Here is a 22,842-nt window from a genome sequence, read left to right on the forward strand (position 1 = left end):
AAGGGGATCAGGCCCGCATGCGTTTCAGTCTGCAACGCGAAGTCTTGCTCAAGCCGTTGGCGCAAGTGGTCAACGTGGTCGAACGTCGGCAGACCCTGCCCGTCTTGGCCAATCTGTTGGTGCAGGTGAAGAAAGGCCAGTTGTCGCTGACCGGTACCGATCTGGAAGTGGAGATGATCGCCCGCGCCGCGGTGGACGATGCGCAGGACGGCGAGATCACTGTGCCGGCCCGCAAGTGGTTCGAAATCGTCCGCGCCCTGCCCGACGGCAGCAAGGTCACGGTCAGCCAGTCCGGCGACAAGATCACGGTGCAAGCTGGGCGCAGCCGCTTCACGCTCGCCAGCTTGCCGGCCAACGATTTCCCGTCGATCGACGAGGTCGAAGCGACCGAACGGGTTCAGGTGCCGGAAGCCTCGCTGAAGGAACTGATCGAACGCACCGCGTTCGCGATGGCCCAGCAAGACGTGCGCTACTACCTCAACGGCCTGCTGTTCGACCTGAGCGACAAAGTGCTGCGCTGTGTGGCCACCGACGGCCATCGCCTGGCCTTGTGCGAAGCGGCGTTGGACGGTGGCGGCGGCAAGCGCCAGATCATCGTGCCGCGCAAGGGCGTGCAAGAGCTGCAGCGCCTGCTGGAAGGCGGCGATCGCAATCTGGAGCTGGAATTGGGCCGTAGCCACATCCGGGTCAAGCGCGACGATGTCACTTTCACTTCAAAGCTGATCGACGGCCGCTTCCCCGATTACGAGGCCGTGATCCCGATCGGCGCCGACCGCGAGGTCAAGGTCGACCGCGAAGCCTTGCGCGCTTCGCTGCAGCGTGCGGCGATCCTGTCCAACGAGAAATACCGCGGCGTCCGCGTCGAAGTGTCGCCGGGCCAGCTGAAGATCAACGCCCACAACCCCGAGCAGGAAGAGGCGCAGGAAGAAGTCGAGGCCGACACCAAGGTCGACGGCCTGGCCATTGGCTTCAACGTGAACTACCTGCTCGATGCGCTCACCGCCTTGCGCGACGAACATGTGGTGATCGCCCTGCGCGACGCCAATTCGTCGGCGCTGGTCCGCGAAGCCAGCAACGAACGCTGCCGCCATGTGGTGATGCCGCTCCGGCTGTGATGAGCGGGATTCAGTTCCACGTGAAACATCGCCGCCCGGTTCTTGCCGGGCGGTGTCGTTTTGGGCGCCCGCTATGCGCCTGACCCGACTCGACGTCCAGCGCCTACGCCGTCTCGAGCCCGTCTCGATCGCCCCTGGCCCAACCCTCAACTGGATCACCGGCGACAACGGCGCCGGCAAGACCAGCCTGCTCGAAGCGATCCACCTGCTGGCTTACGGACGCAGCTTCCGCGGCCCGGTCCGCGATGGGCTGATCCGGACGGGCGCCGAGTCGCTGGAAGTCTTCGCCGAATGGCAGGAAGCCTCGCGGCAGCGCCGGGTAGGGTTGCGCCACACCGGGCAGACCTGGGAGGGGCGCCTGGATGGAGCTTCTGCCGCCGCGCTGGGCGAACTCTGCGCCGCGCTTGCCGTGGTGACCTTCGAACCGGGCAGCCATGCCTTGGTGTCCGGCGGCGGCGAACCCCGCCGGCGCTGGCTGGATTGGGGTTTGTTCCACGTGGAACAGGACTTCCTGCCGCTGTGGCGGCGTTACGCCCGGGCCCTGAAGCAGCGCAATGCCTTGCTGAAGGGGCGGCCGAAGCCGGATCAGCTGGACGTGTGGGAACGCGAGCTAGCCGAGGCAGGGGAACCGCTCACCTCGCGCCGCCAGGCCTATCTGGACCGCCTGCAGCCGCAATTGACGGCCGTGGCCAGCGACCTGGTTCCATCGCTGGGGCAGGCGGGGCTGGACTTCCAGCCCGGTTGGCGGCGCCAGGAGTTGTCGCTGGCCGATGCGCTGCTGGTGGCCCGCGAGCGGGATCTGGCGACCGGCTACACCTCGGTCGGCCCGCACCGGGCCGATTGGCGCATCGAATATGCCGCCCGGCCCGGCCGCGAGGCCCTGTCCCGTGGCCAAGCCAAGCTGACCGCGCTGGCCTGCCTGCTGGCCCAGGCCGAAGATTACGCGGCGGAGCGGGGCGAGTGGCCGGTGGTGGCGCTGGACGATCTGGCTTCCGAGTTGGACCGGGCCCATCAGCATCAGCTGCTGGCAAGACTGCAAGCTAGCGGGGCCCAGGTTTTCATTACAGGGACCGACAAGCCTGAGGAAATCAGAGACGCCGAATGGTTCCACGTGGAACATGGGCGGGTCATCCGCGGTATCTGAAGGCTTCAGCGATCCTTACTTCTCCCGCTTGCGGGAGAAGGCGGGAAGCGCCGGATGAGGGCGCGCAAGGTGGGGATAGCTACCAATGAGGGATAACGGCATCCAGTGCGGCCCTGAATTGCGCCGCGATCGGAGACTACGCGCGCTCTCACCAACCTCTCCCGCAAGCGAGAGAGGGCTAAGACGTTGCGAGCGGGGAGTGCCGGCCGGCTGCACAGGCGCTTGCAGCGGCCCCAGATGCTATAATTCCCGGAGCAATCCCCTATAGCTAATGTGTCGCGATGCGAGGCCAGCGTCCCGCGTCGCGGGAGCTCGCGAACCGCATGTCAGAAACGACCGAAGACGGCTTCACCCCCGATACTCCGAACCAGAATTACGACTCGAGCAAGATCACCGTATTGCGCGGCCTCGAAGCCGTCCGCAAGCGTCCCGGCATGTACATCGGCGACGTGCATGACGGCACCGGCTTGCACCACATGGTGTTCGAAGTCGTGGACAACGCCATCGACGAAGCGCTCGCGGGCCACGCCGACGATGTCGTCGTGCGCATCCACGAAGACGGTTCGGTTGGCGTGTACGACAACGGCCGCGGCATTCCGGTGGACATCCACAAGGAAGAGGGCGTATCGGCGGCCGAAGTCATCATGACCGTGCTGCACGCCGGCGGTAAGTTCGACGACAACAGCTACAAGGTTTCCGGCGGCCTGCACGGCGTCGGCGTATCGGTGGTCAACGCGCTGTCGGAAAAGCTGTGGCTGGACATCTGGCGCGACGGCTACCACTGGCAGCAGGAATACGCGCTGGGCGAGCCGGTGTATCCGCTCAAGCAGCTCGAGGCGTCCGACAAGCGCGGCACGCTGCTGCGCTTCAAGCCGGCGGCGGAGATCTTCACCGACGTCGAATTCCACTACGACATCCTGGCCAAGCGCCTGCGCGAACTGTCGTTCCTCAATTCCGGCGTCAAGATCACCTTGACCGACGAGCGCGGGGAAGGGCGCAGCGATACGTTCCAGTACGAGGGCGGCATCCGTTCCTTCGTCGAGCATCTGGCGCAACTGAAGACGCCGCTGCATCCGAATGTGATCTCCGTGACCGGCGAGCAGAACGGCATCACCGTCGACGTCGCCCTGCAGTGGACCGACGCCTACCAGGAAACGATGTTCTGCTTCACCAACAACATCCCGCAGAAGGACGGCGGCACTCACCTGATCGGCTTCCGCGCCGCGCTGACGCGCACGCTGACCAACTACATCGAACAGAACGGCATCGCCAAGCAGGCCAAGATCACGCTGTCGGGCGACGACATGCGCGAAGGCATGATCGCGGTGCTGTCGGTGAAGGTGCCCGATCCCAGCTTCTCGTCGCAGACCAAGGAAAAGCTGGTCAGCTCGGAAGTGCGTCCGGTGGTGGAAAGCACTTTCGGCGCGCGCCTGGAGGAATTCCTGCAGGAGCATCCGAACGAGGCGAGGGCGATCACCGGCAAGATCATCGACGCCGCCCGCGCCCGCGAAGCCGCGCGCAAGGCGCGCGACCTCACGCGCCGCAAGGGCGCGCTGGACATCGCCGGCTTGCCGGGCAAGCTCGCCGACTGCCAGGAGAAGGATCCGGCGTTGAGCGAGCTGTTCATCGTCGAGGGCGACTCCGCCGGCGGCTCGGCCAAGCAGGGCCGCAACCGCAAGAACCAGGCGGTGCTGCCGTTGCGCGGCAAGATCCTCAACGTCGAGCGCGCGCGCTTCGACCGCATGCTCGCCTCGGCCGAAGTCGGCACGCTGATCACCGCGCTGGGCACCGGTATCGGCAAGGACGAATACAACCCGGACAAGCTGCGCTACCACCGCATCATCATCATGACCGACGCGGACGTGGACGGCTCGCACATCCGCACGCTGCTGCTGACGTTCTTCTATCGGCAGATGCCGGAGCTGATCGAGCGCGGCCACGTCTACATCGGCTTGCCTCCGCTGTACAAGCTGAAGCAGGGCAAGCAGGAGCTGTACTTGAAGGACGACGCGGCGCTGAACGCATATCTGGCCGGCAACGCGGTCGAAAACGCCGCGCTGATCCCCGCCGCCGGCGAGCCGCCGATCACCGGCGAAGCGCTGGAGAAATTGCTCATCGCCTACTCCGGCGCGCGCGAGGCGATCGCGCGCAACGCGCACCGCTACGACCCGATCGTGCTGGAGTCGCTGATCGACTTCACCCCGCTGGACGCCGCGCGCCTGGCCGAGAACACCGACGAGCAGCACGAACTGGAAGCGCTGCAGGCGCGGCTCAACCGCGGCGGCATCGGCGGCCCGCGCTACACGCTCACCTTGCAGCCCGCGCGCGAGGACCGTCCCGGCGCGCTGTTGGTCACGCGCAAGCACATGGGCGAGGAACTCGTGCAGGTGCTGTCGCTGTCCGCGTTCGAAAGCGGCGAGCTGCGTCCGCTGCGCGAAGCCGCGGCGGTGCTGCACGGCCTGATCCGCGACGGCGCGCAGATCGTGCGCGGCGGCAAGTCGCAACCGGTGGCCAGCTTCGCCGAAGTGCAGGCGTGGCTGCTGGAAGAGGCCAAGAAGGGCCGCAGCATCCAGCGCTTCAAGGGCCTGGGCGAAATGAACCCCGAGCAGCTGTGGGACACCACGGTCAATCCCGACACGCGCCGCTTGCTGCAGGTGCGGATCGAGGACGCGGTGGCCGCCGACCAGATCTTCAGCACTTTGATGGGCGACGTGGTCGAACCGCGGCGGGAATTCATCGAAGACAACGCGCTGAAAGTCGCCAACCTGGACGTGTGATTTCCGGTGGCTATGGCCGGGCCGCGCGCCCGGCCGGTTTGACATCGCCTTCAGGTAGCCCGGCTTACAAAACGGCCGTCGGCCTTCGACGCCTCAATGGGGGAAGCCATGAAAGCAGTCTGCTTGGGCGTCGCGATCGCCTGCCTGGTCGCGGCCTGCGCCACCACCGTCTCGCCGACCGGACGCCGGCAAATGGTCGGCGGGGTCTCGCAGCAGGAGCTGAACCAGCTCGGCGCGCAGGCCTTCTCCGAAGCCAAAAGCAAGGGCCCGATCAGCAACAACGCCAAGCAGAACGCCTACGTGCGCTGCGTGGTCGCCGCGATCACCCGCGAGCTGCCGCCGGGCGCGCAAGCCGGCTGGGAAACCGCGCTGTTCGCCAATCAGGAACCGAACGCGTTCGCGCTGCCGGGCGGCAAGGTCGGGGTCAACACCGGCATCTTCACGGTCGCGCGCAACCAGGATCAGCTGGCCGCGGTCATCGCCCACGAAATCGGCCACGTCGTCTCGCGCCACCACGACGAACGCATCACCCGCCAGATGGGCGCGCAGGGCGCGCTGCAGATCCTCGGCGCGCTGGCCGGCTCGCGCTACGGCGAGGGCGCCGGCAACGCCGCCGTGCAGAGCGGCAGCATCCTCGCCCAGACCGGCTTCCTGCTGCCCGGCTCGCGCCAACAGGAGACCGAAGCGGACGTGGTCGGCCAGCAGCTGATGGCGCGCGCAGGCTTCGATCCGCGCCAGGCGGTGAACCTGTGGGAGAACATGATCGCCGCCGGCGGCAGCCGTCCGCCGCAGTGGCTGTCCACCCACCCCGATCCGCAAGCCCGCATCTCCGAGCTGCGCCAGCGTTCGGCCCAACTGGTGCCGGTCTACGAACAGGCGCGCGCCGCCGGGCGCAAGCCCAACTGCGGCTGAGGCCGAGAGCGGCTCCTGCGAAAACTTTGCGACTTTTGAAGGTCTGTTCTGTTAGCGTGGCCGCCCCCGGGGCCGTGCACCCGAATTCCCTCTTCAACCGTTAGCCGTATCCAGTTCCGAGGAATGTCGATGAAAACCCACCTTCCCGCCAGCCTGCTGATCGCCGCCGCTATCTCCGCCGTTTTCGCCGCACCGGCTTACGGCCAGGCGATGGGCAACAACTCCGATCAGACCAAGCCGCGCGCCGGTGACCGCAACGGTGTCGGCAGCGAAAGCATGCGCGCGCAGCGCGATCGGCGAAAGGCGGAGTTGGGCCAGAAGAAGACCGATCAGCAAGCCGAGGCGACCGCGCCGCTGTTCCCCAACGCGACGCGCCAGGAACCCGACGCCAAGGCCAGCAGCAAAACCTTGAAGGCGCTGCAGTCCGCGCAGGAAGCGTACGAAAAGCAGGACTTCGCCGGCACCGTCGCGCAAGCAGAGAAGATCGCGAACAACCCCGAAGCCAACGCCTACGAAAAAGGCTTCGCGTACCAGCTGGCCGGCAGCGCATCTGCCGACGCGAACAACGAAGCCAAGGCCGCCGAGTACTTCCAGAAAGCGCTGGACAGCAACGGCCTGGACAACAACAGCCATTACCAGGTGATGAGCAATCTGGCGACGGTGCAGTTCGGCCTGGACCAGTACGACGCTTCGTTGAAGACGCTGGACCGGTTCCTCGCCGAAACCAAGGTCGAAGATCCCAAATACCAGTCCATGCGCGGCAGCATTCTGCTCAGCCTCAACCGCAACGACGAAGCGGCCAAGCTCTACCAGGATTTGTACGCCAAGAATCCGAACGACAAGAAGCTGCTGATGAACGCGGTGGCCGCGCTGCAACAGGCCGACAAATACGACCAAGCCAATGGCTTGCTCGGCGAGGCTTACAAGAAGGGCCAATTGACCGAGGCGCGCGAGTACAAAGCGCTGTACGCCGGCTACCTCAATTCGGACAAGTGGAAGGAAGCCAAAGCGGTGATCGAAGACGGCGCCGCCAAAGGCCTGCTGCCGCAAGACGCCGACTTGGCCCGCGCCTACATGATCGTGGCGCAGAAGGCGTACGCCGACGACGACGCGAAGACGGCCGAGGAAATGTACGGCAAGGCCGCGCCGATCGCCGCCGACGGCGAGGCTTACCTGAACCTCGCCAAGGTTTATAGTTTCCAGGGCAAGAAAGCCCAGGCCAAAGAGGCCGCGCAGAAGGCGCTGGACAAGGGCGTGAAGGATCCCGCCCAGGCGAATTCGCTGCTCAAGTAAGTAAGTATTTCATTAAGCGCGGAATCGATTGGAACGACGCCGCTCGATTGGTATAAGCTAAGAGGTTCATGCGGCCAAGCAGGGCCGCATGTCCTCGAAAACTGATCCGCGGCGCTGCGGCGCCGAGCCCAATGCAGAGCTCCGCATGATCGAACGTCTCGCCCGCCACGAGAACTCAGACGACCGCGAACCAGGACTGAACTGGCCGCGCATCGCCGGTATCACGTTGGCGATCGCCATCCATGCCGCGGCGCTGCTGCTGCTGTTGGCGCCGATTTCGCCGCCGCCGCAAGAAGACGAACGCGACGACCGCGTCGATGTGACCTTCATCGAACCGCCGCCGCCGCCGCCGCCGCCGCCGCCTCCGCCGCCGGAACCGCCCAAGCCGATGCCGATCAAGGAGCTGTCGCCTCCGCGTCCGTCGCCTGTGCCGCCGCCGCCGGATGCGCCGCCGATCATCGTCGACGAAGCGCGCGCCACCGACGTGCAGGCGCCGCCGCCCGCGCCGCCCGCGCCGCCGGCTCCGGTCGCCTCGATGGAGGCCACCGTCGACATTTCGTCGAAGAACATGAATCCGCCGAAATATCCGCCGGAAGAGCAGCGCCGCAACATCCAAGGCACCGTGGTGCTCGTGATCACCGTGGACGCCAACGGCAACGCCACCGACGTGCAGGTCGAACAGTCCAGCGGCAACCGCAACCTAGACCGCGCCGCGGTCCAGGCGGCGAAGCGCTGGCGCTTCAACCCCGCGCAGTCCGGCGGACAGAAAACCGCCGGTCGCGTCCGCGTCCCGGTCGAATTCAAACTCGGCTGATGCCGGTGTGAGAGCAAGCGGTACCGTTATATAAATTAGAGAAACCAGCGTCACCCAATCCTTCCACGACATTCAAAGGTAAGCGTCATGCTGCAGGAAACCGCCACCGCCGCCGCCGGTAACAACAACGCCGCGGCCCTACAGCAGATGAGCTTCGGCCATCTGCTCCAGAACTTCGACGCCGTCGGCTGGATCGTGTTCGTCACCCTGGCCCTGATGTCGGTGATGTCGGTCTACTGGATCGTCATCAACTTCATCAAGAACACGCGCCTGCGCGGCCGCGCCGACCGTGTGGTCAGCACGTTCTGGGAAACCCCGAACGCGCAGGACGCGATCCGCTTCATGGAAGAGCAGCCCAAGAGCGAGCCCTTCTCGAAGATCGCGCTCGACGCCGCTCAGGCCGCCGCCCACCACCAGCGCCACGAAGGCTCGCGCCTGGTCGAGTCGCTGAACCGCTCCGAGTTCGTCGACCGCGCCCTGCGCCAAGGCGTGACCCGCGAATCGATGCGCCTGGAAAGCGGCCTCACCGTGCTCGCCACGGTCGGTTCGACCGCTCCGTTCGTCGGCCTGCTCGGCACGGTGTGGGGCATCTACCACGCCCTGATCCGCATCGGCTCGTCGGGCGACGCGTCGATCTCCGCAGTGGCCGGCCCGGTGGGCGAGGCGCTGATCATGACCGCGATCGGCTTGTTCGTGGCGATCCCGGCGGTGCTGGCGTACAACTTCTTCGTCCGCCTGAACCGCGTCACCAACAACAAGTTCGACACCTTCGCCCACGACTTGCACGACTTCTTCGCGACCGGCGCCCGCGTCGGCGAAGCCGCCGTCGCCCGTCGCTGATCGCGAACGTAGCTTTAGAGGAATACTGACATGGCCTTCAGCGCAGGCGACAACACCGGCGGCCCCATGGCCGAGATCAACGTCACGCCGCTCGTCGACGTGATGCTGGTGCTGTTGATCATCTTCATGATCACCACGCCCCTGATGCAGAACAAGACGCAAGTCGAACTGCCGCGGGCGGATCTGAAGAAGAAAGACGAAGCCAAGCTGAAGGCCACGCCGATCCAGCTGGCGGTCAAGGAGGACGGTTCGTTGTTCTGGAACGACGAACCGATCACCAAGGACATCCTCGAAAGCCGCTTGTCCAGCGCGGCCCAGCTGCAGCCGCAGCCGCCGCTCAACCTGCGCGGCGACCGCACCACCAAGATGCGCACGATCAACGAGATCACCAAGATCGCGCAGGCGCAGGGCATGCTCGACATCGGCTACGTGGCCACCAAACCGAAGAAGTAATCGGAGTTACGGAACCATGGCATTCGCATCCAATTCCGGCGGCGGCCCGATGGCCGACATCAACGTCACGCCCCTCGTGGACGTGATGCTGGTGCTGTTGATCATCTTCATGGTGACCATGCCGATCCAGTCGTTCCCGATCAAGGTCGACCTGCCGCAGAAGACCGACAAGCCGCAGGAGAATCCGAAGGAACCGCCGGAACCGATTCGCTTGCGCATCGACGCGTCCAACCAGGTCTACTGGAACGACTCGCCGACGCCGATCTCGGCTTTGGAAAACATGATGTCCGCGGAAGTGCAGCGCGACCCGACCAACCAGCCCACGCTCGAAATCGACACCAACGACGATGCCGAGTACGACGTGCTGGCCAAGGTGCTCGCCGCCGCCAAGAACGCCGAGATGGTCAAGATCGGCTTCGTCCAGAACACGCAATAACGAACACGCAATAACCGGCCACGGCCGGGACGCTTACCTACCTTTGATTTCGATGCCGCCCGCGAGGGCGGCATTTTTTTGTCCTGCTGCCGGGGTGCCGCGGCTCGGCTTTTGTAGGAGCGGCTTTAGCCGCGAGCTCTTCCCTCATGCCGCGACCTGACCGAAAAAGCTCGCGGCTAAAGCCGCTCCTACAAAAAGCCGGCCCTTGCGGGTTCGATCGGGACGGGAGTAGGGTGGTTCCGAGCCAACGGAACAGGGGAGGACGCCATGTCGTATTCCGCCGTGTCCATGCAGCGCGAGAACGCGCAGATCAACATCACGCCCTTGGTCGATGTGATGCTGGTGCTGCTGGTGATTTTCATGATGACGATGCCGGTGCTGTCGCAGCGCATCGACATGCTGCTGCCGCAGGCGTCGCCGGATCCGCCGGTTGCTCCCGCCGGACCCATCGAGCTGCGCATCGACAGCGTCGGCCAGGTGACCTGGAACGGTAGCCCGACCCCGCTCTCAGCCCTGGAAAACATGATGTCCGCGGAAGTGCAGCGCGATCCGGCCCAGCCGCCGCTGCTGCAGATCGACGCCGATCAGGATGCCGAGTACGAGGTGTTGGCGCGCGTGCTGGCTGCGGCGAAGAACGCGGATCTGCAGCGAGTGGGATTCGTCCGGAACGCGCCTTAGCCGAGGAACGGTGCCGCTTCGAGCGGAGTGTCAGTCCTCGTCCTCGACCAGGACGACTTCCGCGACTGCGGCCTGCAGCGTTTGGAGCTGCGAGTCGGACAACGCGGCATGGGAAAGGACGAGAGATTCCAAGCCAGGAATGCGAGCGATCGCAACCAGGACCGGGAACGAGAGATTAAGGGCGTCGAGCGCAATCTGTTGGACGCCGCGAAGGTCCGGAAGATCAGCCACGTCGCGGTCGGTGGCGGCGACGTCCATCAGGGAGACGGCGAAATATTCCTCCCACACGCACCCTCCGCCGATGGATTCGATATGCGCAATGATGGCCTCGTTCCGCGCGACGGCTTCGTTCGATAACTTCAAGATGCCTACCCCGGCCTTGCCGACAGAATCCGCAGATAAGTTTTTACGGTACCAGCCAAGCCGTCGTACAAGGCTTCTCCGATCAGCGCATGCCCGATCGACACCTCGAGCAAGTTCGGCACCGCCGCGGCGAAATCGCCGAGATTCTGCTGACTGAGATCGTGCCCGGCATTCACCCCGAGGCCCGTAGCCTGCGCTTGGCGCGCCGTCGCGACGCAGGCGGCGAGCGCCGCGCTCGCATCGCCGCGCGCATGCGCTTCCGCGTAAGGGCCCGTGTAAAGCTCGATCCGATCCGCCCCGATTTCCGCCGCACGCCCCACGCCCTCGACGCCGGCGTCGACGAACAAACTGACCCGGCAACCTAGCGCTTTCAATTCCGCGATCCGCGGCCGCAGCGCGTCGCTGTCGCGGCCGAAATCGAAACCGTGGTCGGACGTGATTTGGCCGTCGCCGTCGGGCACCAGCGTCGCTTGCGCCGGTCGCGCCAACGCGCACAACGCGGCGAACCCGGGGTAGCCGGCGCGCGGCGGCGCGAAAGGATTGCCTTCCAGGTTGAGTTCGACGCCGTATTCGCGGGTCAGCGCCGCCAACGCCAGCACGTCGTCGGCGCGGATATGGCGCGCGTCGGGACGCGGATGCACGGTGATGCCTTGCGCGCCGGCGTCCAGGCACGCGCGCGCGGCGCGGACCACGTCGGGCTCGGCGCCGCCGCGCGAATTGCGCAGCACGGCGATCTTGTTGACGTTGACGCTCAGCGCCGCCATCGCGTTTCCGATTTTGCGGATCAGGCCGCGGGCGGTTCCGGCGGCGACTGCGAGGCCAGCTTGCGCGCCTCGGCCTGCTCGCGCAGGCGGCGCAGTTCGTCCGGATCCAGCATCAGGCTGGCGTCGCGGCTGACGCTGCCCACGCGGCTGGCGTACCAACCGTAGGCCCACAGCACCAGGAAAACGAGCGCCGCCAGCAGGCAGACCACCATCAGCAGCACCGAGGTGGTTTTCATCGCCACCACCATGGCCACCAGCGCGAGCAAGAGGTACAGCCAGATCATCGCGTTCTCTCCCTTAGCGATGGGCGAAGTCTACCGCGTCGGCGCCGGACCCGGCGCGGCCCGTCCGCACGCCGAAACCGCCGGTCGGAACAGCCGTCACAGTAGCGGCGAAAGCAGCCGCGCCAGCGCCTCGGGCAGGCGGTAGCGCCAGAGCGACCGCGCGCGCTGGTCGTGCACGCGCGGCGCGTGCGACAGCTCGGATTCGATCAGCGCGGCCAGCTGCGCCGCCAGGGCGCGGTCGTGGAACAGCACGCTCAATTCGAAATTCAAGCGGAAGCTGCGGTGGTCGAAATTGGCCGAGCCGACCATCGCCCATTCGTCGTCCACCAGCAGCGCCTTGCTGTGCAGCATGCGCGGGCCGTATTCATAAACCTTCACTCCGGCCGCGAGCAGGTCGTCGAAATACGAACGCGCCGCGTAGGTCACCAGCCGCGAGTCGCTCATCTTGGGCACGATCAGGCGCACGTCCAGGCCGCCGAGCGCGGCCGAGGTCAGCGCCATCATCGCCGCCTCGCCCGGCACGAAGTAGGGCGTCGTCAACCAGACCCGGCGCTGCGCTTCGTGGATCGCGGCCACGTGCATGCGATGGATCGCTTCCCAGGACGAATCCGGCCCAGAGGTCAGCACCTGGGTCGGGATCGTGCCGCCCCGCGCCGGCGGCGTGGCTTGAGCGACCTCGCCGATGAAGTCGCGGCGCCCGGTGGCGTAGGCCCAGTCTTCGGCGAACACCCGCTGCAGCGCGCGCACCGCGTCGCCTTCGATGCGCAGGTGCAGATCGCGGTAGGCGTCCGGACGCAGGCGTTCGTTCTCCTCGTCGGTGACGTTGATGCCGCCGGTGAAGCCGATCGCGCCGTCGACGACGACGATCTTGCGGTGCGTGCGCATGTTCAGCCACGGCCGCTTCCAGATCTTGCCGAAGCGCATCGGATGGAACCAGCACAACTCGCCGCCGGCATTCAGCAAAGGTTGGAAGAAAGCGCGCGGCGCGTTGCCCGAACCGACGGCGTCCAACAGCAGCCGCACCTTCACCCCCGCGCGCGCGCGTTCGACCAGCGCGTCCAGAAACAGTGCGCCGGTGCGGTCGGCGGTGTAGATGTAGTACTCCAGATGCACGTGATGCCGCGCCGAAGCGATCGCCTGCAGCAGCGCGTCGTAAGTCTGGCCGCCGTCCACCAGCAGCCGCACCTCGCGCGACGTGGTCGGCGGCAGCCCGGTCGACGCCTGCCCCAGCTTGGCCAATTCCACCGCCTCGGGCGCCGTCGGGAACGCTTCGGGCAGGGCGCCCATCGCGACGCGCGCGTGGCCGCGGCGCAAGCGCTGGCGTTTGATCTTTTGCGGGCCGAACACGTGATAGATCAGAAAACCCACGTAAGGCAGCACCGCCAGTCCCAACAGCCAGCTCAGCGTCGCCACCGGCTCGCGTTTTTGCAGCACGATCCAGCCGCCCAGCCAAATCAAATAACCCAACCAGCCCAGCGCCAGGTAAAGGCGGATGTGCGGAATGGAAGCCAGCCACTGCCAGGCGTGTTGCAGCGAATCGAGCATCGGCGCGCGCGTTCAGTGTCGCAGGAGCTGCGACGGGATGGGCGTAGGCTAGCCGCATGGGCGACGCAATCAAAGGCCGCGGCTCCACCGGCTATTTGCCGGGCCGTTACGAAGTCACCGTCAGCCAGGCGGTCGACGACGGCTGGCACGACGGACGCGCCGACGCCGACGAGGAGATCGTCGAGCCCTTGCCGCGCACCCAGGTGCGCGAGGAATTCGCGCGTTCGGTCATCTCGCGCAACAAATCGCCGGACATCGCGTTCTCGCAATCGGTGAATCCGTACCGGGGCTGCGAACACGGTTGCAGCTATTGCTTCGCGCGGCCGTCGCACGCTTATCTGAATCTCTCGCCCGGGCTGGATTTCGAAACCAAGCTGTCGGCCAAGGTGAACGCGGCCGAACAACTGCGGCGCGAGCTGGCCAAGCCCGGCTACAAGCCCGCCACGATCGCGCTGGGCATCAACACCGACGCCTACCAGCCGATCGAACGCAAATGGCGGATCACCCGGCAACTGCTGGAGGTGCTGGCCGAAACCAAGCACCCGGTATCGCTGATCACCAAGAACGCATTGATCGAACGCGATCTGGATCTGCTCGAAGCGATGGCCCGCGACCGCCTGGTCAGCGTGCATTTCTCGGTGACCTCGCTGGACAACCATCTCGCGGCCAAGCTCGAACCGCGCGCTTCGGCGCCGCATCGCCGGCTGAAGGCGATCCGCACCTTGAGCGAACGCGGGGTGCCGGTCGGCGTGATGTTCGCCCCGGTCATCCCCTGGGTGAACGACAAAGAGCTCGAGGCCGTGCTCGAATCCGCGCGCGACGCCGGCGCGCGCAGCGCGGGTTATGTGCTGTTGCGCCTGCCTTGGGAAGTGGCGCCGCTGTTCCGCGATTGGCTGCAGACGCATCTGCCGCAGCGCGCCGAGCATGTGATGAGCACGATCCAGCAGATGCGCGGCGGCCGCGATTACGACTCGACCTTCGGCAAGCGGCAAACCGGCGAAGGCCCTTACGCCGACCTGCTCGCGCATCGCTTCGCCCTGGCGCTGAAGCGTTACGGCTATCCGGCCCGCGGCAGCTTCCCCGGCCTGGACGCCGGCAAGTTCGTGCCGCCGCGACCGCCTTCGCCGCAGGGCGAGTTGTTCTGATCCGCCTCGTTCGCTTACTTACGCGTCAGATGCGGTGCGGCTCGTTACATGGACAAAGGCTTCCGGGCTGACGCCCGGGTTACTTTCTTTACTGGCATAAAGAAAGTAACCAAAGAAAGTGCCTAACTTCATCGGCGGTGCGTGAAGTCGTATTTCTAGATGCGCCGGGCGTTGCAGCTGGACAGCACGCCGACTCTCGATCTCGGCCCGAAGTTTGATGGCAGACCATTAGTTGACGTCGCTTCGCTGCGTGGTCGCTGGCCGGCCTGGTGTGATGGAGTGCCGCGGCGGCCGCGCTTTTGAGGGCTCAGCAAGCGTGCGGCCCGGCCTGAATCCTCGCCCGCGCCGGGACGACGCCTATGTTCGCCACCCGCCGGTCCCTGGCCTACACTCCCGCTTACGATGTCCGCGACCATCCCCGTCCCGGCCGCCCCGCCGTTGCACGATCCCGAGCGCGACGACGGCCGCCTTTTCCGCCTGGCCATGGCCTCCTCGGGCATCGGCATGGCGATCGTGGACCTGGGCGGCCATTGGCGCGAAGTGAATCCGGCCTTCGAAAAGATCTTCGGGTATTCGGCCGACGAGCTGGTCGGCCATCACGTCCTGGAGTTCACCCACCCCGAGGATCTGGAACTCAGCCGCGGCTATATGAGCAGCCTGGTGGAAGGCCGCATTCCGGTGCTCGACGCGCCCAAGCGCTACCTGCGCCGCGATGGCAGCGTGCTGTGGGCGCACCTGAACGTGGCGATGGTGCACGACGAAGCCGGTCGGCGCGCTTACATGATCGCCCAGGTGCGCGACATCAGCGCGCAGAAGCAGGCCGAGCAAGCGCTGCAGGCGCTCAATCGCCGGCTCGAACGGCGCGCCGCCGACCGCACCGCGGAATTGCTCGAAGCCAACCAGCAACTGCGCCAGTTCGCTTACGGCGTTTCGCACGACTTGCGCGGACCGTTGCGCGCGATCGACGGTTTCGCCGCGCAGCTCGAGCGCCACAGCGGCGCGGCGCTCGACGATACCGCCCGCGACTATCTGCACCGGATCCGCGACAACGCCGGCCGCATGTCCGGCTTGATCGACGGCCTGCTGGAACTGTCGCGCGCCACCAGCGCCGAGCTCAAGCCGCAGGACGTGGATCTGAGCCTGCTGGCCGAATGGGTCGGCGCCGAATTGCAGGATGCCGAGCCGGATCGCCAGGCCCGCATCGACGTGCAGCAGGATCTGCACGTGCATGGCGACGAACGCCTGCTGAAATCCCTGCTCGCGCAGCTGCTCGGCAACGCCTGGAAGTTTTCCGTGGCGGGCGAGCCGGTCGCCGTCGAGGTGCGCGGCGCGCGCGTGCCCGAGGGAATGCAGCTCTCGATCCGCGACCGCGGCCGCGGCTTCGACATGGCCTATGCCGACAAGCTGTTCGAACCGTTCCAGCGCCTGCACGGCCAAGCCGAAGGCGGCGGCAGCGGGCTGGGCCTGGCGATCGCGCAGCGGATCGTGCTCCGCCACCGCGGCCGCATCTGGGCCGAATCGGCGCCCGGCGCCGGCAGCGCCTTCCATATCATCCTTCCCCATCCGGCCGACGGCCCCACCGGCAACGAGGACGCCCCGTGAGCGACAAAGACATCCTGCTGATCGAGGACAACCTGGACGACGTCGAGCTGACCCGGATCGCGTTCACCGAGGCCGGCATCGCCCACCGCTTGATGGTGGTCAGCGACGGCGCGGCTGCGCTGGATTATCTGTTCGCGCGCGGCCAGTACGCCGACCGCGATCCGCTGGAACTGCCGTCGATCATCCTGCTGGACCTGAACCTGCCCAAGGTCGACGGCCGCGAAGTGCTGCAGGCGATCCGCGACAACCTGGTGACGAAAACCTTGCCGGTGGTGGTGCTGACCACCAGCGCCGAGCCGTTCGACGTCGAAGCCAGCTATGCGCTGGGCGCGAACAGCTACATCCAGAAGCCGGTGGATTTCGAGCAGTTCGTCGGCGCGGTCAAGCAGATCGGCTTGTATTGGCTGGTGCTGAACCGCCCGCGCCAGGAATGAATCCGTGCGCGCGGACACGCGCGCGCACGAGCGCCGGCTCGCTTGGCAGGTAACGCATCCGCGCCGCCAAACCGGACAGTCGCGGCGCGAAAATCGCACTGTTCAATCCTGAAACGGCGCGCCTGCGAACGGCGCCGCCGCATAAACACGGGCGTGCGGTCGCGCTTCGCGCTGCGCATCGCGCCCGCCAGCATAGGCGACGGAAACGGCGTTTCAAGCCTGCAACGTTTTTCGATGACAGATTTAACGCCGCCCTTACAACGCAAATAAAAAGCCTGCCGAATCAATAGCTTTCGGCGTTGGCACGCATATCGCTTTGCTTCCCCCGCCACCGTGCTCCGCGGCGGCCTTTTGGATACGGGGAAAGCGAATGCGCCGACCGAATACCACCCTCGTCTTGCGTGCCTGCGCTGCGTTGATCGGCGCATTGCTGGCGCCGTTCGCGTCCGCTCAACAGGCGCCCGCGCAAGAGGATCCGGGATTCGTGATCGCGCGCACCGTGAATCCGCGCATCGCCTATCGCGGCATTCCCACCGAAGACAATCCGATCAAGGTGCGGGCGACGACGTTCCCCGCGCACATCTTCCACGGCACCTTGGATAACGCGCTGGGCGATGCGTTGGGCGACAACGAGCTCAACGGCGCCACCGGTTCGGGCGGCCTGGTGCTGAAGGCGACGCGCGACATGCTCGGCACGAGCGCGCCGATCGGCGCGGCGGGCATGGGCATGGCCGGCGTGTCGGCCGGCGGCGGCACCCCGCTAGGAATGGGCGCGACGGTCGGCGGATCGGTACGCGGCGCGACCGAAGGCTTGGGCGGCACCATCACCGGCGCGTTGTCGAACGCGATGTCGCAAACCTCGGTCGGCGTTTCGCGGAGCACGCCATGAAGCGCGCTTCGCTCGCCCTCCTCGCCGCGCTGCTGGCGCCGCCGGCCTTCGCGCAGAGCGCGCAGGCCGTGATCGACGCCGGCGTCGGCGCCAACAGCCAAGGCCGCATCGCGATCAATCAGGCCGCCGGCGTGGGCAATGCGCAAGCCAATCTCGCCGCACTGGCGCACGCGCAGGAAGGCCTGGGCCTGGCCGATACGCACAGCGATCAGCGCGCCGCCAATACGCATCGCGCGGTCGCCGCCGATGCGGCGATCGGCGCCGGCGCGTTCGACGGCGTCAGCGGCGCGTTTTCTCTCAACCAAGCCGCAGGCGATTCCAACCTGCAGCTCAACACGCTTTCCATCGGTAGCGGCGGCGGTTCGCTGATCGCGCTCGCGGACGACGCGGCGCTGGCCGACACCGCCACTACCGGCACCAGTACTGAGGGGGCTGCAACCGCAACGCCCGATCGCCGCGCCGTCATCGATCTCGATGCGTTCCGCGGCGGTCAGGGGGTGGTACAGGTCAATCAGACCGCGGGAGTCGGGAACCTCTCGACCAACGCCATCGTGCTTCAGCTTCCGGGTAGCACGCCTTAAACCCGTTGTAACCACGTCACAGGAGAGATCACATGAAACTGCGTTATTCCATTCTGGCCGCCACCCTGCTCGCGATCGCCGCTCCGGCCGCCTTCGCCGAAGGCGACGACGCCGACATCTACAGCAATTGGGACATGTACAACAGCATCTACGTCATCGGCGACGTGTACGCCGGCGGCTACATCCACGTGAAGAGCGAGTCGGGCGCGCTGGTCGATCAGGACCAGGCCACGGTCGCCAACGCTTCGTTCGGCGACGGCGACAACACCGCCACCGTCGACGGCAGCGCGCTGTCCGACGCGGAAGGCAATATCGGCGCGAACGTCGCCGCCGGCGTGGGCAATGCCCAGGCCAACGACGTCGCCCTGTCGTCCGTCGACGGCGAGAAGGTGTTCGCCTCGGCGATGATCTTCAGCAGCCAGACCACCGCCGCCAACCTCGGCACCGACGCCGGCCACGCCGACAACCAGCTGTTCTACAACGCCACCGTCACCGACGACGCGCTGTCGAACGCTTCGGGCAACATCGGCTTGAACGTCGCCGCCGGCGTCGGCAATGCGCAGACCAACGCGCTGGCCGCTTCGGTGAACAGCTCGGGCACGATCGCCAAAGCTTCGGCCGACAGCGAGCAGCTGACCCTGATCAACACCCTGGCCGCCGAATGCGACCTCGACAACACCGCGCTGCTGAGCGGCAACGCGCTGTCGGGCGCCGTGGGCAATATCGGCGTCAACATCGCCGCCGGCGTGGGCAACGCCCAGCACAACGGCCTGGCGATCGCCGTGGCCGCGTGCGAGCTGTGCGACTGACCTGAAGCGACGGATCCGGGAGCGGCGGGGCGCCGCTCTCGGCATCTTCCTCCACCAACACCTCGTTAGGGGATCGACATGAAACTCCATCACAGCCTGTTGGCCGCCGCCGTCCTGGCGCTGGCCGCTCCGGCCGCGTTCGCCGAAGGCGACGACGCCGACATCTACAGCAATTGGGACATGTACAACAGCATCTACGTCATCGGCGACGTTTGGGCCGGCGGCTACATCAAGGTCAAGAGCGAATCCGGCGCGCTGGTCGATCAGGACCAGACCACCGAAGCCAACTGGTCGCTCGGCGACGGCGACAACTCCGCCACCGTCGACGGCAATGCGCTGCGCGATGCGGAAGGCAACATCGGCGCCAACGTCGCCGCCGGCGTGGGCAACGCCCAGGCCAACGACGTCGCGCTGTCCTCGGTCGACGGCGAGAAGGTGTTCGCTTCGGCGATGATCTTCAACAGCCAGTACACCGACTCCAACCTCGGCACCGACGACGGCCACGCCGACAACCAGCTGTTCTACGACGCCACCGTCACCGACAATGCCCTGGCGGGCGCTTCGGGCAACATCGGCTTGAACGTCGCCGCCGGCGTCGGCAACGCGCAGTCCAACGCGCTGGCCGCTTCGGTGAACAGCTCGGGCACGATCGCCAAAGCTTCGGCCGACAGCGAACAGACCACGTTCTGGAACACCCTGGCCGCCGACTGCGACCTGGACAACACCGCCCTGTTGAGCGGCAGCGCGCTGTCCGGCGCGATCGGCAACATCGGCGTGAACGTGGCCGCCGGCGTGGGCAACGCTCAGCACAACGGCCTGTCGATCGCGGTCGCCGCGTGCGAACTGTGCGCGCCGCCGCCGCCGGATCCGTGCCCGAGCTGCGGCGGGGATTGATCGGTAGCCGGTAACACAAGCAACACAGAGGCAGGGCGCCTCGGTCGCCGCGCTCCGGCGCGGCGGTCGAGGCGGTTAGGGAACCAACGGAGCGGATGCGATGGCGAAGGCGAACACAACGCGGAACTGGCTGAGCGGCATCGCCGCCGCCGCGCTGTCGCTGGCGGCGATGGCCGCGCAAGCGCAGACCGCGCTGGACGCGACCCGCATCGGCAGCGCGCCGGTGGTCAAGCAGGTCAAGACGTTCCGCGACCTGCGCTTCCGCGACATGATGCCGCAGCACTACGACTTCAGCTGCGGCTCGGCCGCGCTGGCGACGCTGCTCAACAACGGCTACGGCATGAACGTGTCGGAGACGGACCTGATCAAGAAGATGCTGGTCGGCGCCGATCCGAAGGAAGTGGTCAGGAACGGTTTCTCGATGCTCGACATGAAGCGTTACGTGGAGAGCATCGGCATGCGCGCGCACGGTTTCCGGGTGAAGCCCGACGCGCTCTACCAATTGCAGATGCCGGTGATCGCGCTGATGGAAATCCGCGGCTACCGGCATTTCGTGCTGGTGAAAGGCGCGTCCGCCGGACGCGTGTTCATCGCCGACCCGGCGCTGGGGCACCGGGTCGTGTTCGAAAACGATTTCGTCAAGGGTTGGAACGGCGTGATCCTGGCCGTGGTCGGCAGCAAGCCGATCGATCCCGACTCTTTCCTGATGCGGGACCGCGGTTCGTTGGCGCTCAAGCGCCGCATGGATGCGCTGGACCGTGCGACCACTCCGCCGCCGGTGCTCGAATTCGGGCTGATGCGGACGGACTTGCTCTAACGAGGTGCGCCATGAACATACGAACTCTCCCCCTCGCTTTGTTCGGGACCCTCGTGGGGATGGCGGCCTCGGCTCACGCCGAGGCCGCCCAGCCTTCCCCCGCGGCCAAGCCCCAACCGGTGCGCGTGGAAGTCGTGGATGAGGACACGCTCAGCCGGATCAGCGGCAAGTTCTATGGCGCCGACATGCTGGTCGGCTTGCGGATCGAATTGCTCTCCAACTGGCGCACCGCCGAAGGCAGCCTGAGCGCCGCCGGCACGTTGCAGATCCAGCGCGACGCCAACGGCAATTTCACCGTCCAAGTCGACACGCGCAGCGACGCGCAAGGCACCGGCGGCGCCGGCAACGGCCTGGCCAACGGCACCGCCACCGGCGGCGACAAGATCTCGGTCAACGGCATCGGCCAAGTGGTGCAGATCGCCGGCGACGGCAACAAGTTCGGCAACCTCACGTCGATCAGCTTCTCGCCCAAGGACGCGTCCGGCGGCAGCTTCAACGGCCAGACCAGCAGCAGCAGCACGCACGGCAATCTGGTCGCCAACGTGTCCTTCGAGAACGGCGGCGCCAGGCTCGGCCTGTCCGCGCCCAGCGGATTGCTCAGCCAGAGCGTGGTGTCCGGCGCCGACGGCGGCGTGATGCAGGCCGCGCGCGTCGCCGGCCAGGACCAGATCGGCAGCAACACGATGCAGCTGCAACTGCAGACCGCCACGATGCCGGCGCTGACGCAGCAGCAATTGGGCATCTACGAAGCGATGGCCGGATTGCGCCAGCTGCCGCGTTGATAAGAGGACCGTAGAGTCGAGCTTGCTCGACTGCTTTCGCCTTCCCCGGACCGCGAAGGGGCGAAGAGCAAGAGCCGTCGAGCAGGCTCGACTCTACAAACGCGCAGCGCCTCGCCCTCTCTCGCATATCTAGGGACAGCCATGCTCCGGCAAACGACCCTCGCTTTCGCCATCGCTTTCGCGCTCAGCGCACCGGTCCGCGCGCAGGACGCGGGCGCCGGCGGACAGGCGACCGCGGCGTACGACGTGCGTACGCAACTTGACCGGCTGGAGTCGCGCGTCAACGAGCAGCAGCAGGAAATCGAACGCCTGCGCGCGCAAGTGCAATTCCTGGAGTTGGGAATGCGCGGCCGCGGCTTGAGCGATCCGCAAACCGCGACGGCGCAGCAAACGCTGCCGAAGGAACTCGTCGCCGATCCGCAGCAGGCGCAGAATCCGCAAGCGCCGGAAGGCGAACAGGCGATCACCCAGATCGGCCAAGAGCAAAAGGTCGACGACAGCGAACGCCGCGAACAGGAAAAAGCGCTGGTCGTGCAGGAGCACGCGCCGCTGTTCGAACGCAAGTTCACCCTGGAAACCGGCGCCAGCTACAGCTATTACGACCGCCGACAATTGGCGTTGAGCGGTTTCCTGGCGCTGGATGCGATCTTCCTGGGCACGATCAACCTGGATCAAACCAAGGCGGCGGTGCTGACCACCGACGTCACCGGCCGCTACGGCATTACCGATCGCTTGAACCTGGAAGCGAACATCCCGTATGTGACCCGCACCAGCCGTTTCGTCAGCGGCGGCGCGGGCGGCGCGTCGACGTCGATCAGCGAAGTCACCAAGAGCTCCAGCGGCATCGGCGACGTGAGCGTCGCCGGCTACTACCAGCTGGTGAAGGAATCGGCGCGCTGGCCCGACCTGGTCGCTAGCGTGCGTGTGCGCGCGCCGACCGGCCGCGATCCGTTCGGCTTGAAGCTGATCGCGCCGGACGACAACAACAACAACCTCAACGTGCCCGAAGACCTGCCCACCGGCAGCGGCTTGTGGAGCGCGACCTTCAGCGTGTCCGCGCTGCGCACCTACGATCCGGTGATCCTGTTCGGCAACATCGGCTACACCTACAACCTGCCGGGCGATTTCGACGACATCTCGCCGGTGCTGGGCCAGACGAATCCGGCCAAGGTGAAGCTGGGCAATCCGTACCAGCTCAGCGGCGGCCTGGCGATCGCGTTGAACGACCGTGCCGCGGTCAGCTTCAGCGTGTCGACCTCGATGGCCGGCGCCACTCACGTCAAATCGCGCGGCAGCGACGACTACGAGCGGATCCCGGGCAGCTCCACCAGCACCGCCACGCTCAACATCGGCGCCAGCTATCTGCTGCCGTCGGGCTGGTCCTTGAACGGGCAGATCGCCAACGGCCTGACCCCGGACGCGCCGAACTTCGTGATGTCGTTCCGCGCCTCGCGCGGATTCTGAGGACTCG

24 protein-coding genes are annotated in these 22,842 nt (G+C 66.3%); 20 read left to right on the forward strand and 4 right to left on the reverse strand.

All coding sequences use genetic code 11. The features are described 5' to 3' along the window. Positions 1-17 precede the first annotated feature (17 nt). The 10 genes from dnaN (at position 18) to FCE95_RS08325 (ending at position 10,462) form a co-directional block, all read left to right on the forward strand. On the forward strand, positions 18-1,115 hold the full coding sequence (gene dnaN, locus FCE95_RS08280) for a DNA polymerase III subunit beta (protein WP_137266563.1): 1,098 nt from the start codon (positions 18-20) through the stop codon (positions 1,113-1,115). A gap of 73 nt (positions 1,116-1,188) precedes the next feature. Continuing rightward, complete coding sequence (gene recF, locus FCE95_RS08285; RefSeq protein WP_137266564.1) at positions 1,189-2,259, forward strand: DNA replication/repair protein RecF; 1,071 nt, start codon at positions 1,189-1,191, stop codon at positions 2,257-2,259. Positions 2,260-2,582: 323 nt separating this feature from the next. After that, on the forward strand, positions 2,583-5,036 hold the full coding sequence (gene gyrB / locus FCE95_RS08290; protein WP_137266565.1) for a DNA topoisomerase (ATP-hydrolyzing) subunit B: 2,454 nt from the start codon (positions 2,583-2,585) through the stop codon (positions 5,034-5,036). Positions 5,037-5,144: 108 nt separating this feature from the next. Further along, complete coding sequence (locus tag FCE95_RS08295) at positions 5,145-5,948, forward strand: M48 family metallopeptidase (protein ID WP_137266566.1); 804 nt, start codon at positions 5,145-5,147, stop codon at positions 5,946-5,948. A 129-nt stretch (positions 5,949-6,077) separates the two neighbouring features. Continuing rightward, positions 6,078-7,241, forward strand: coding sequence for a tetratricopeptide repeat protein (locus FCE95_RS08300; protein ID WP_189644690.1), 1,164 nt, complete (start codon positions 6,078-6,080; stop codon positions 7,239-7,241). 145 nt (positions 7,242-7,386) lie between these two features. Beyond that, a complete protein-coding gene (locus FCE95_RS08305; RefSeq protein ID WP_137266568.1) occupies positions 7,387-8,055 on the forward strand; it encodes an energy transducer TonB in 669 nt (222 codons plus the stop codon). An 87-nt stretch (positions 8,056-8,142) separates the two neighbouring features. After that, on the forward strand, positions 8,143-8,895 hold the full coding sequence (locus tag FCE95_RS08310; RefSeq protein ID WP_137266569.1) for a MotA/TolQ/ExbB proton channel family protein: 753 nt from the start codon (positions 8,143-8,145) through the stop codon (positions 8,893-8,895). Positions 8,896-8,925: 30 nt separating this feature from the next. Then, a complete protein-coding gene (locus tag FCE95_RS08315) occupies positions 8,926-9,348 on the forward strand; it encodes an ExbD/TolR family protein (protein WP_137266570.1) in 423 nt (140 codons plus the stop codon). Between the two features lie 16 nt (positions 9,349-9,364). Beyond that, positions 9,365-9,784, forward strand: coding sequence for an ExbD/TolR family protein (locus FCE95_RS08320; RefSeq protein WP_137266571.1), 420 nt, complete (start codon positions 9,365-9,367; stop codon positions 9,782-9,784). Between the two features lie 267 nt (positions 9,785-10,051). Beyond that, positions 10,052-10,462 (forward strand): ExbD/TolR family protein, encoded by a 411-nt coding sequence (locus FCE95_RS08325; protein WP_137266572.1) that lies wholly within the window; start codon positions 10,052-10,054, stop codon positions 10,460-10,462. 30 nt (positions 10,463-10,492) lie between these two features. Here the strand turns inward: FCE95_RS08325 and FCE95_RS08330 are convergent, their stop codons facing one another. From FCE95_RS08330 to cls, 4 genes are all read right to left on the reverse strand, one after another. Further along, complete coding sequence (locus tag FCE95_RS08330; RefSeq protein ID WP_137266573.1) at positions 10,493-10,825, reverse strand: hypothetical protein; 333 nt, start codon at positions 10,823-10,825, stop codon at positions 10,493-10,495. 5 nt (positions 10,826-10,830) lie between these two features. Beyond that, positions 10,831-11,589 (reverse strand): pyridoxine 5'-phosphate synthase, encoded by a 759-nt coding sequence (locus FCE95_RS08335; protein ID WP_137266574.1) that lies wholly within the window; start codon positions 11,587-11,589, stop codon positions 10,831-10,833. A gap of 20 nt (positions 11,590-11,609) precedes the next feature. Continuing rightward, positions 11,610-11,873 (reverse strand): hypothetical protein, encoded by a 264-nt coding sequence (locus FCE95_RS08340; protein WP_137266575.1) that lies wholly within the window; start codon positions 11,871-11,873, stop codon positions 11,610-11,612. 96 nt (positions 11,874-11,969) lie between these two features. After that, positions 11,970-13,418: a cardiolipin synthase gene (cls, locus tag FCE95_RS08345; RefSeq protein ID WP_137266576.1), complete on the reverse strand. Its 1,449-nt coding sequence runs from the start codon at positions 13,416-13,418 to the stop codon at positions 11,970-11,972. 56 nt (positions 13,419-13,474) lie between these two features. Here cls and FCE95_RS08350 point away from each other — a divergent pair, with 56 nt between their 5' ends. The 10 genes from FCE95_RS08350 (at position 13,475) to FCE95_RS08395 (ending at position 22,835) form a co-directional block, all read left to right on the forward strand. After that, complete coding sequence (locus tag FCE95_RS08350; protein ID WP_137266577.1) at positions 13,475-14,563, forward strand: PA0069 family radical SAM protein; 1,089 nt, start codon at positions 13,475-13,477, stop codon at positions 14,561-14,563. 402 nt (positions 14,564-14,965) lie between these two features. Then, the gene (locus tag FCE95_RS08355) at positions 14,966-16,165 is read left to right on the forward strand and encodes a sensor histidine kinase (protein WP_137266578.1); all 1,200 of its coding nucleotides are present in this window, start codon (positions 14,966-14,968) and stop codon (positions 16,163-16,165) included. Then, entirely contained in the window at positions 16,162-16,599 is a 438-nt protein-coding gene (locus FCE95_RS08360) for a response regulator (RefSeq protein WP_137266579.1), read from the forward strand. Before FCE95_RS08355 ends, FCE95_RS08360 begins: the two co-directional genes overlap by 4 nt. Before the next feature lie 370 nt (positions 16,600-16,969). Further along, positions 16,970-17,488, forward strand: coding sequence for a hypothetical protein (locus FCE95_RS08365; RefSeq protein ID WP_137266580.1), 519 nt, complete (start codon positions 16,970-16,972; stop codon positions 17,486-17,488). Then, positions 17,485-18,069: a hypothetical protein gene (locus FCE95_RS08370; protein ID WP_137266581.1), complete on the forward strand. Its 585-nt coding sequence runs from the start codon at positions 17,485-17,487 to the stop codon at positions 18,067-18,069. The genes FCE95_RS08365 and FCE95_RS08370 overlap by 4 nt, the downstream gene beginning before the upstream one ends. Before the next feature lie 32 nt (positions 18,070-18,101). Then, the gene (locus FCE95_RS08375; protein ID WP_223266828.1) at positions 18,102-18,878 is read left to right on the forward strand and encodes a hypothetical protein; all 777 of its coding nucleotides are present in this window, start codon (positions 18,102-18,104) and stop codon (positions 18,876-18,878) included. A 78-nt stretch (positions 18,879-18,956) separates the two neighbouring features. Continuing rightward, the gene (locus FCE95_RS08380) at positions 18,957-19,772 is read left to right on the forward strand and encodes a hypothetical protein (RefSeq protein WP_137266582.1); all 816 of its coding nucleotides are present in this window, start codon (positions 18,957-18,959) and stop codon (positions 19,770-19,772) included. Positions 19,773-19,872: 100 nt separating this feature from the next. After that, complete coding sequence (locus FCE95_RS08385; RefSeq protein ID WP_137266583.1) at positions 19,873-20,589, forward strand: C39 family peptidase; 717 nt, start codon at positions 19,873-19,875, stop codon at positions 20,587-20,589. 59 nt (positions 20,590-20,648) lie between these two features. After that, positions 20,649-21,371 carry a hypothetical protein gene (locus FCE95_RS08390; protein WP_137266584.1) on the forward strand — a complete coding sequence of 241 codons (723 nt, stop codon included), beginning with the start codon at positions 20,649-20,651 and terminating at the stop codon, positions 21,369-21,371. 141 nt (positions 21,372-21,512) lie between these two features. Continuing rightward, positions 21,513-22,835, forward strand: a complete 1,323-nt coding sequence (locus FCE95_RS08395; protein WP_137266585.1) for a transporter — start codon at positions 21,513-21,515, stop codon at positions 22,833-22,835. Positions 22,836-22,842: the final 7 nt, after the last annotated feature.

This window comes from Luteimonas gilva, assembly GCF_005239095.1.
In the GTDB taxonomy this organism is placed as follows: Bacteria; Pseudomonadota; Gammaproteobacteria; order Xanthomonadales; family Xanthomonadaceae; genus Luteimonas_C; species Luteimonas_C gilva.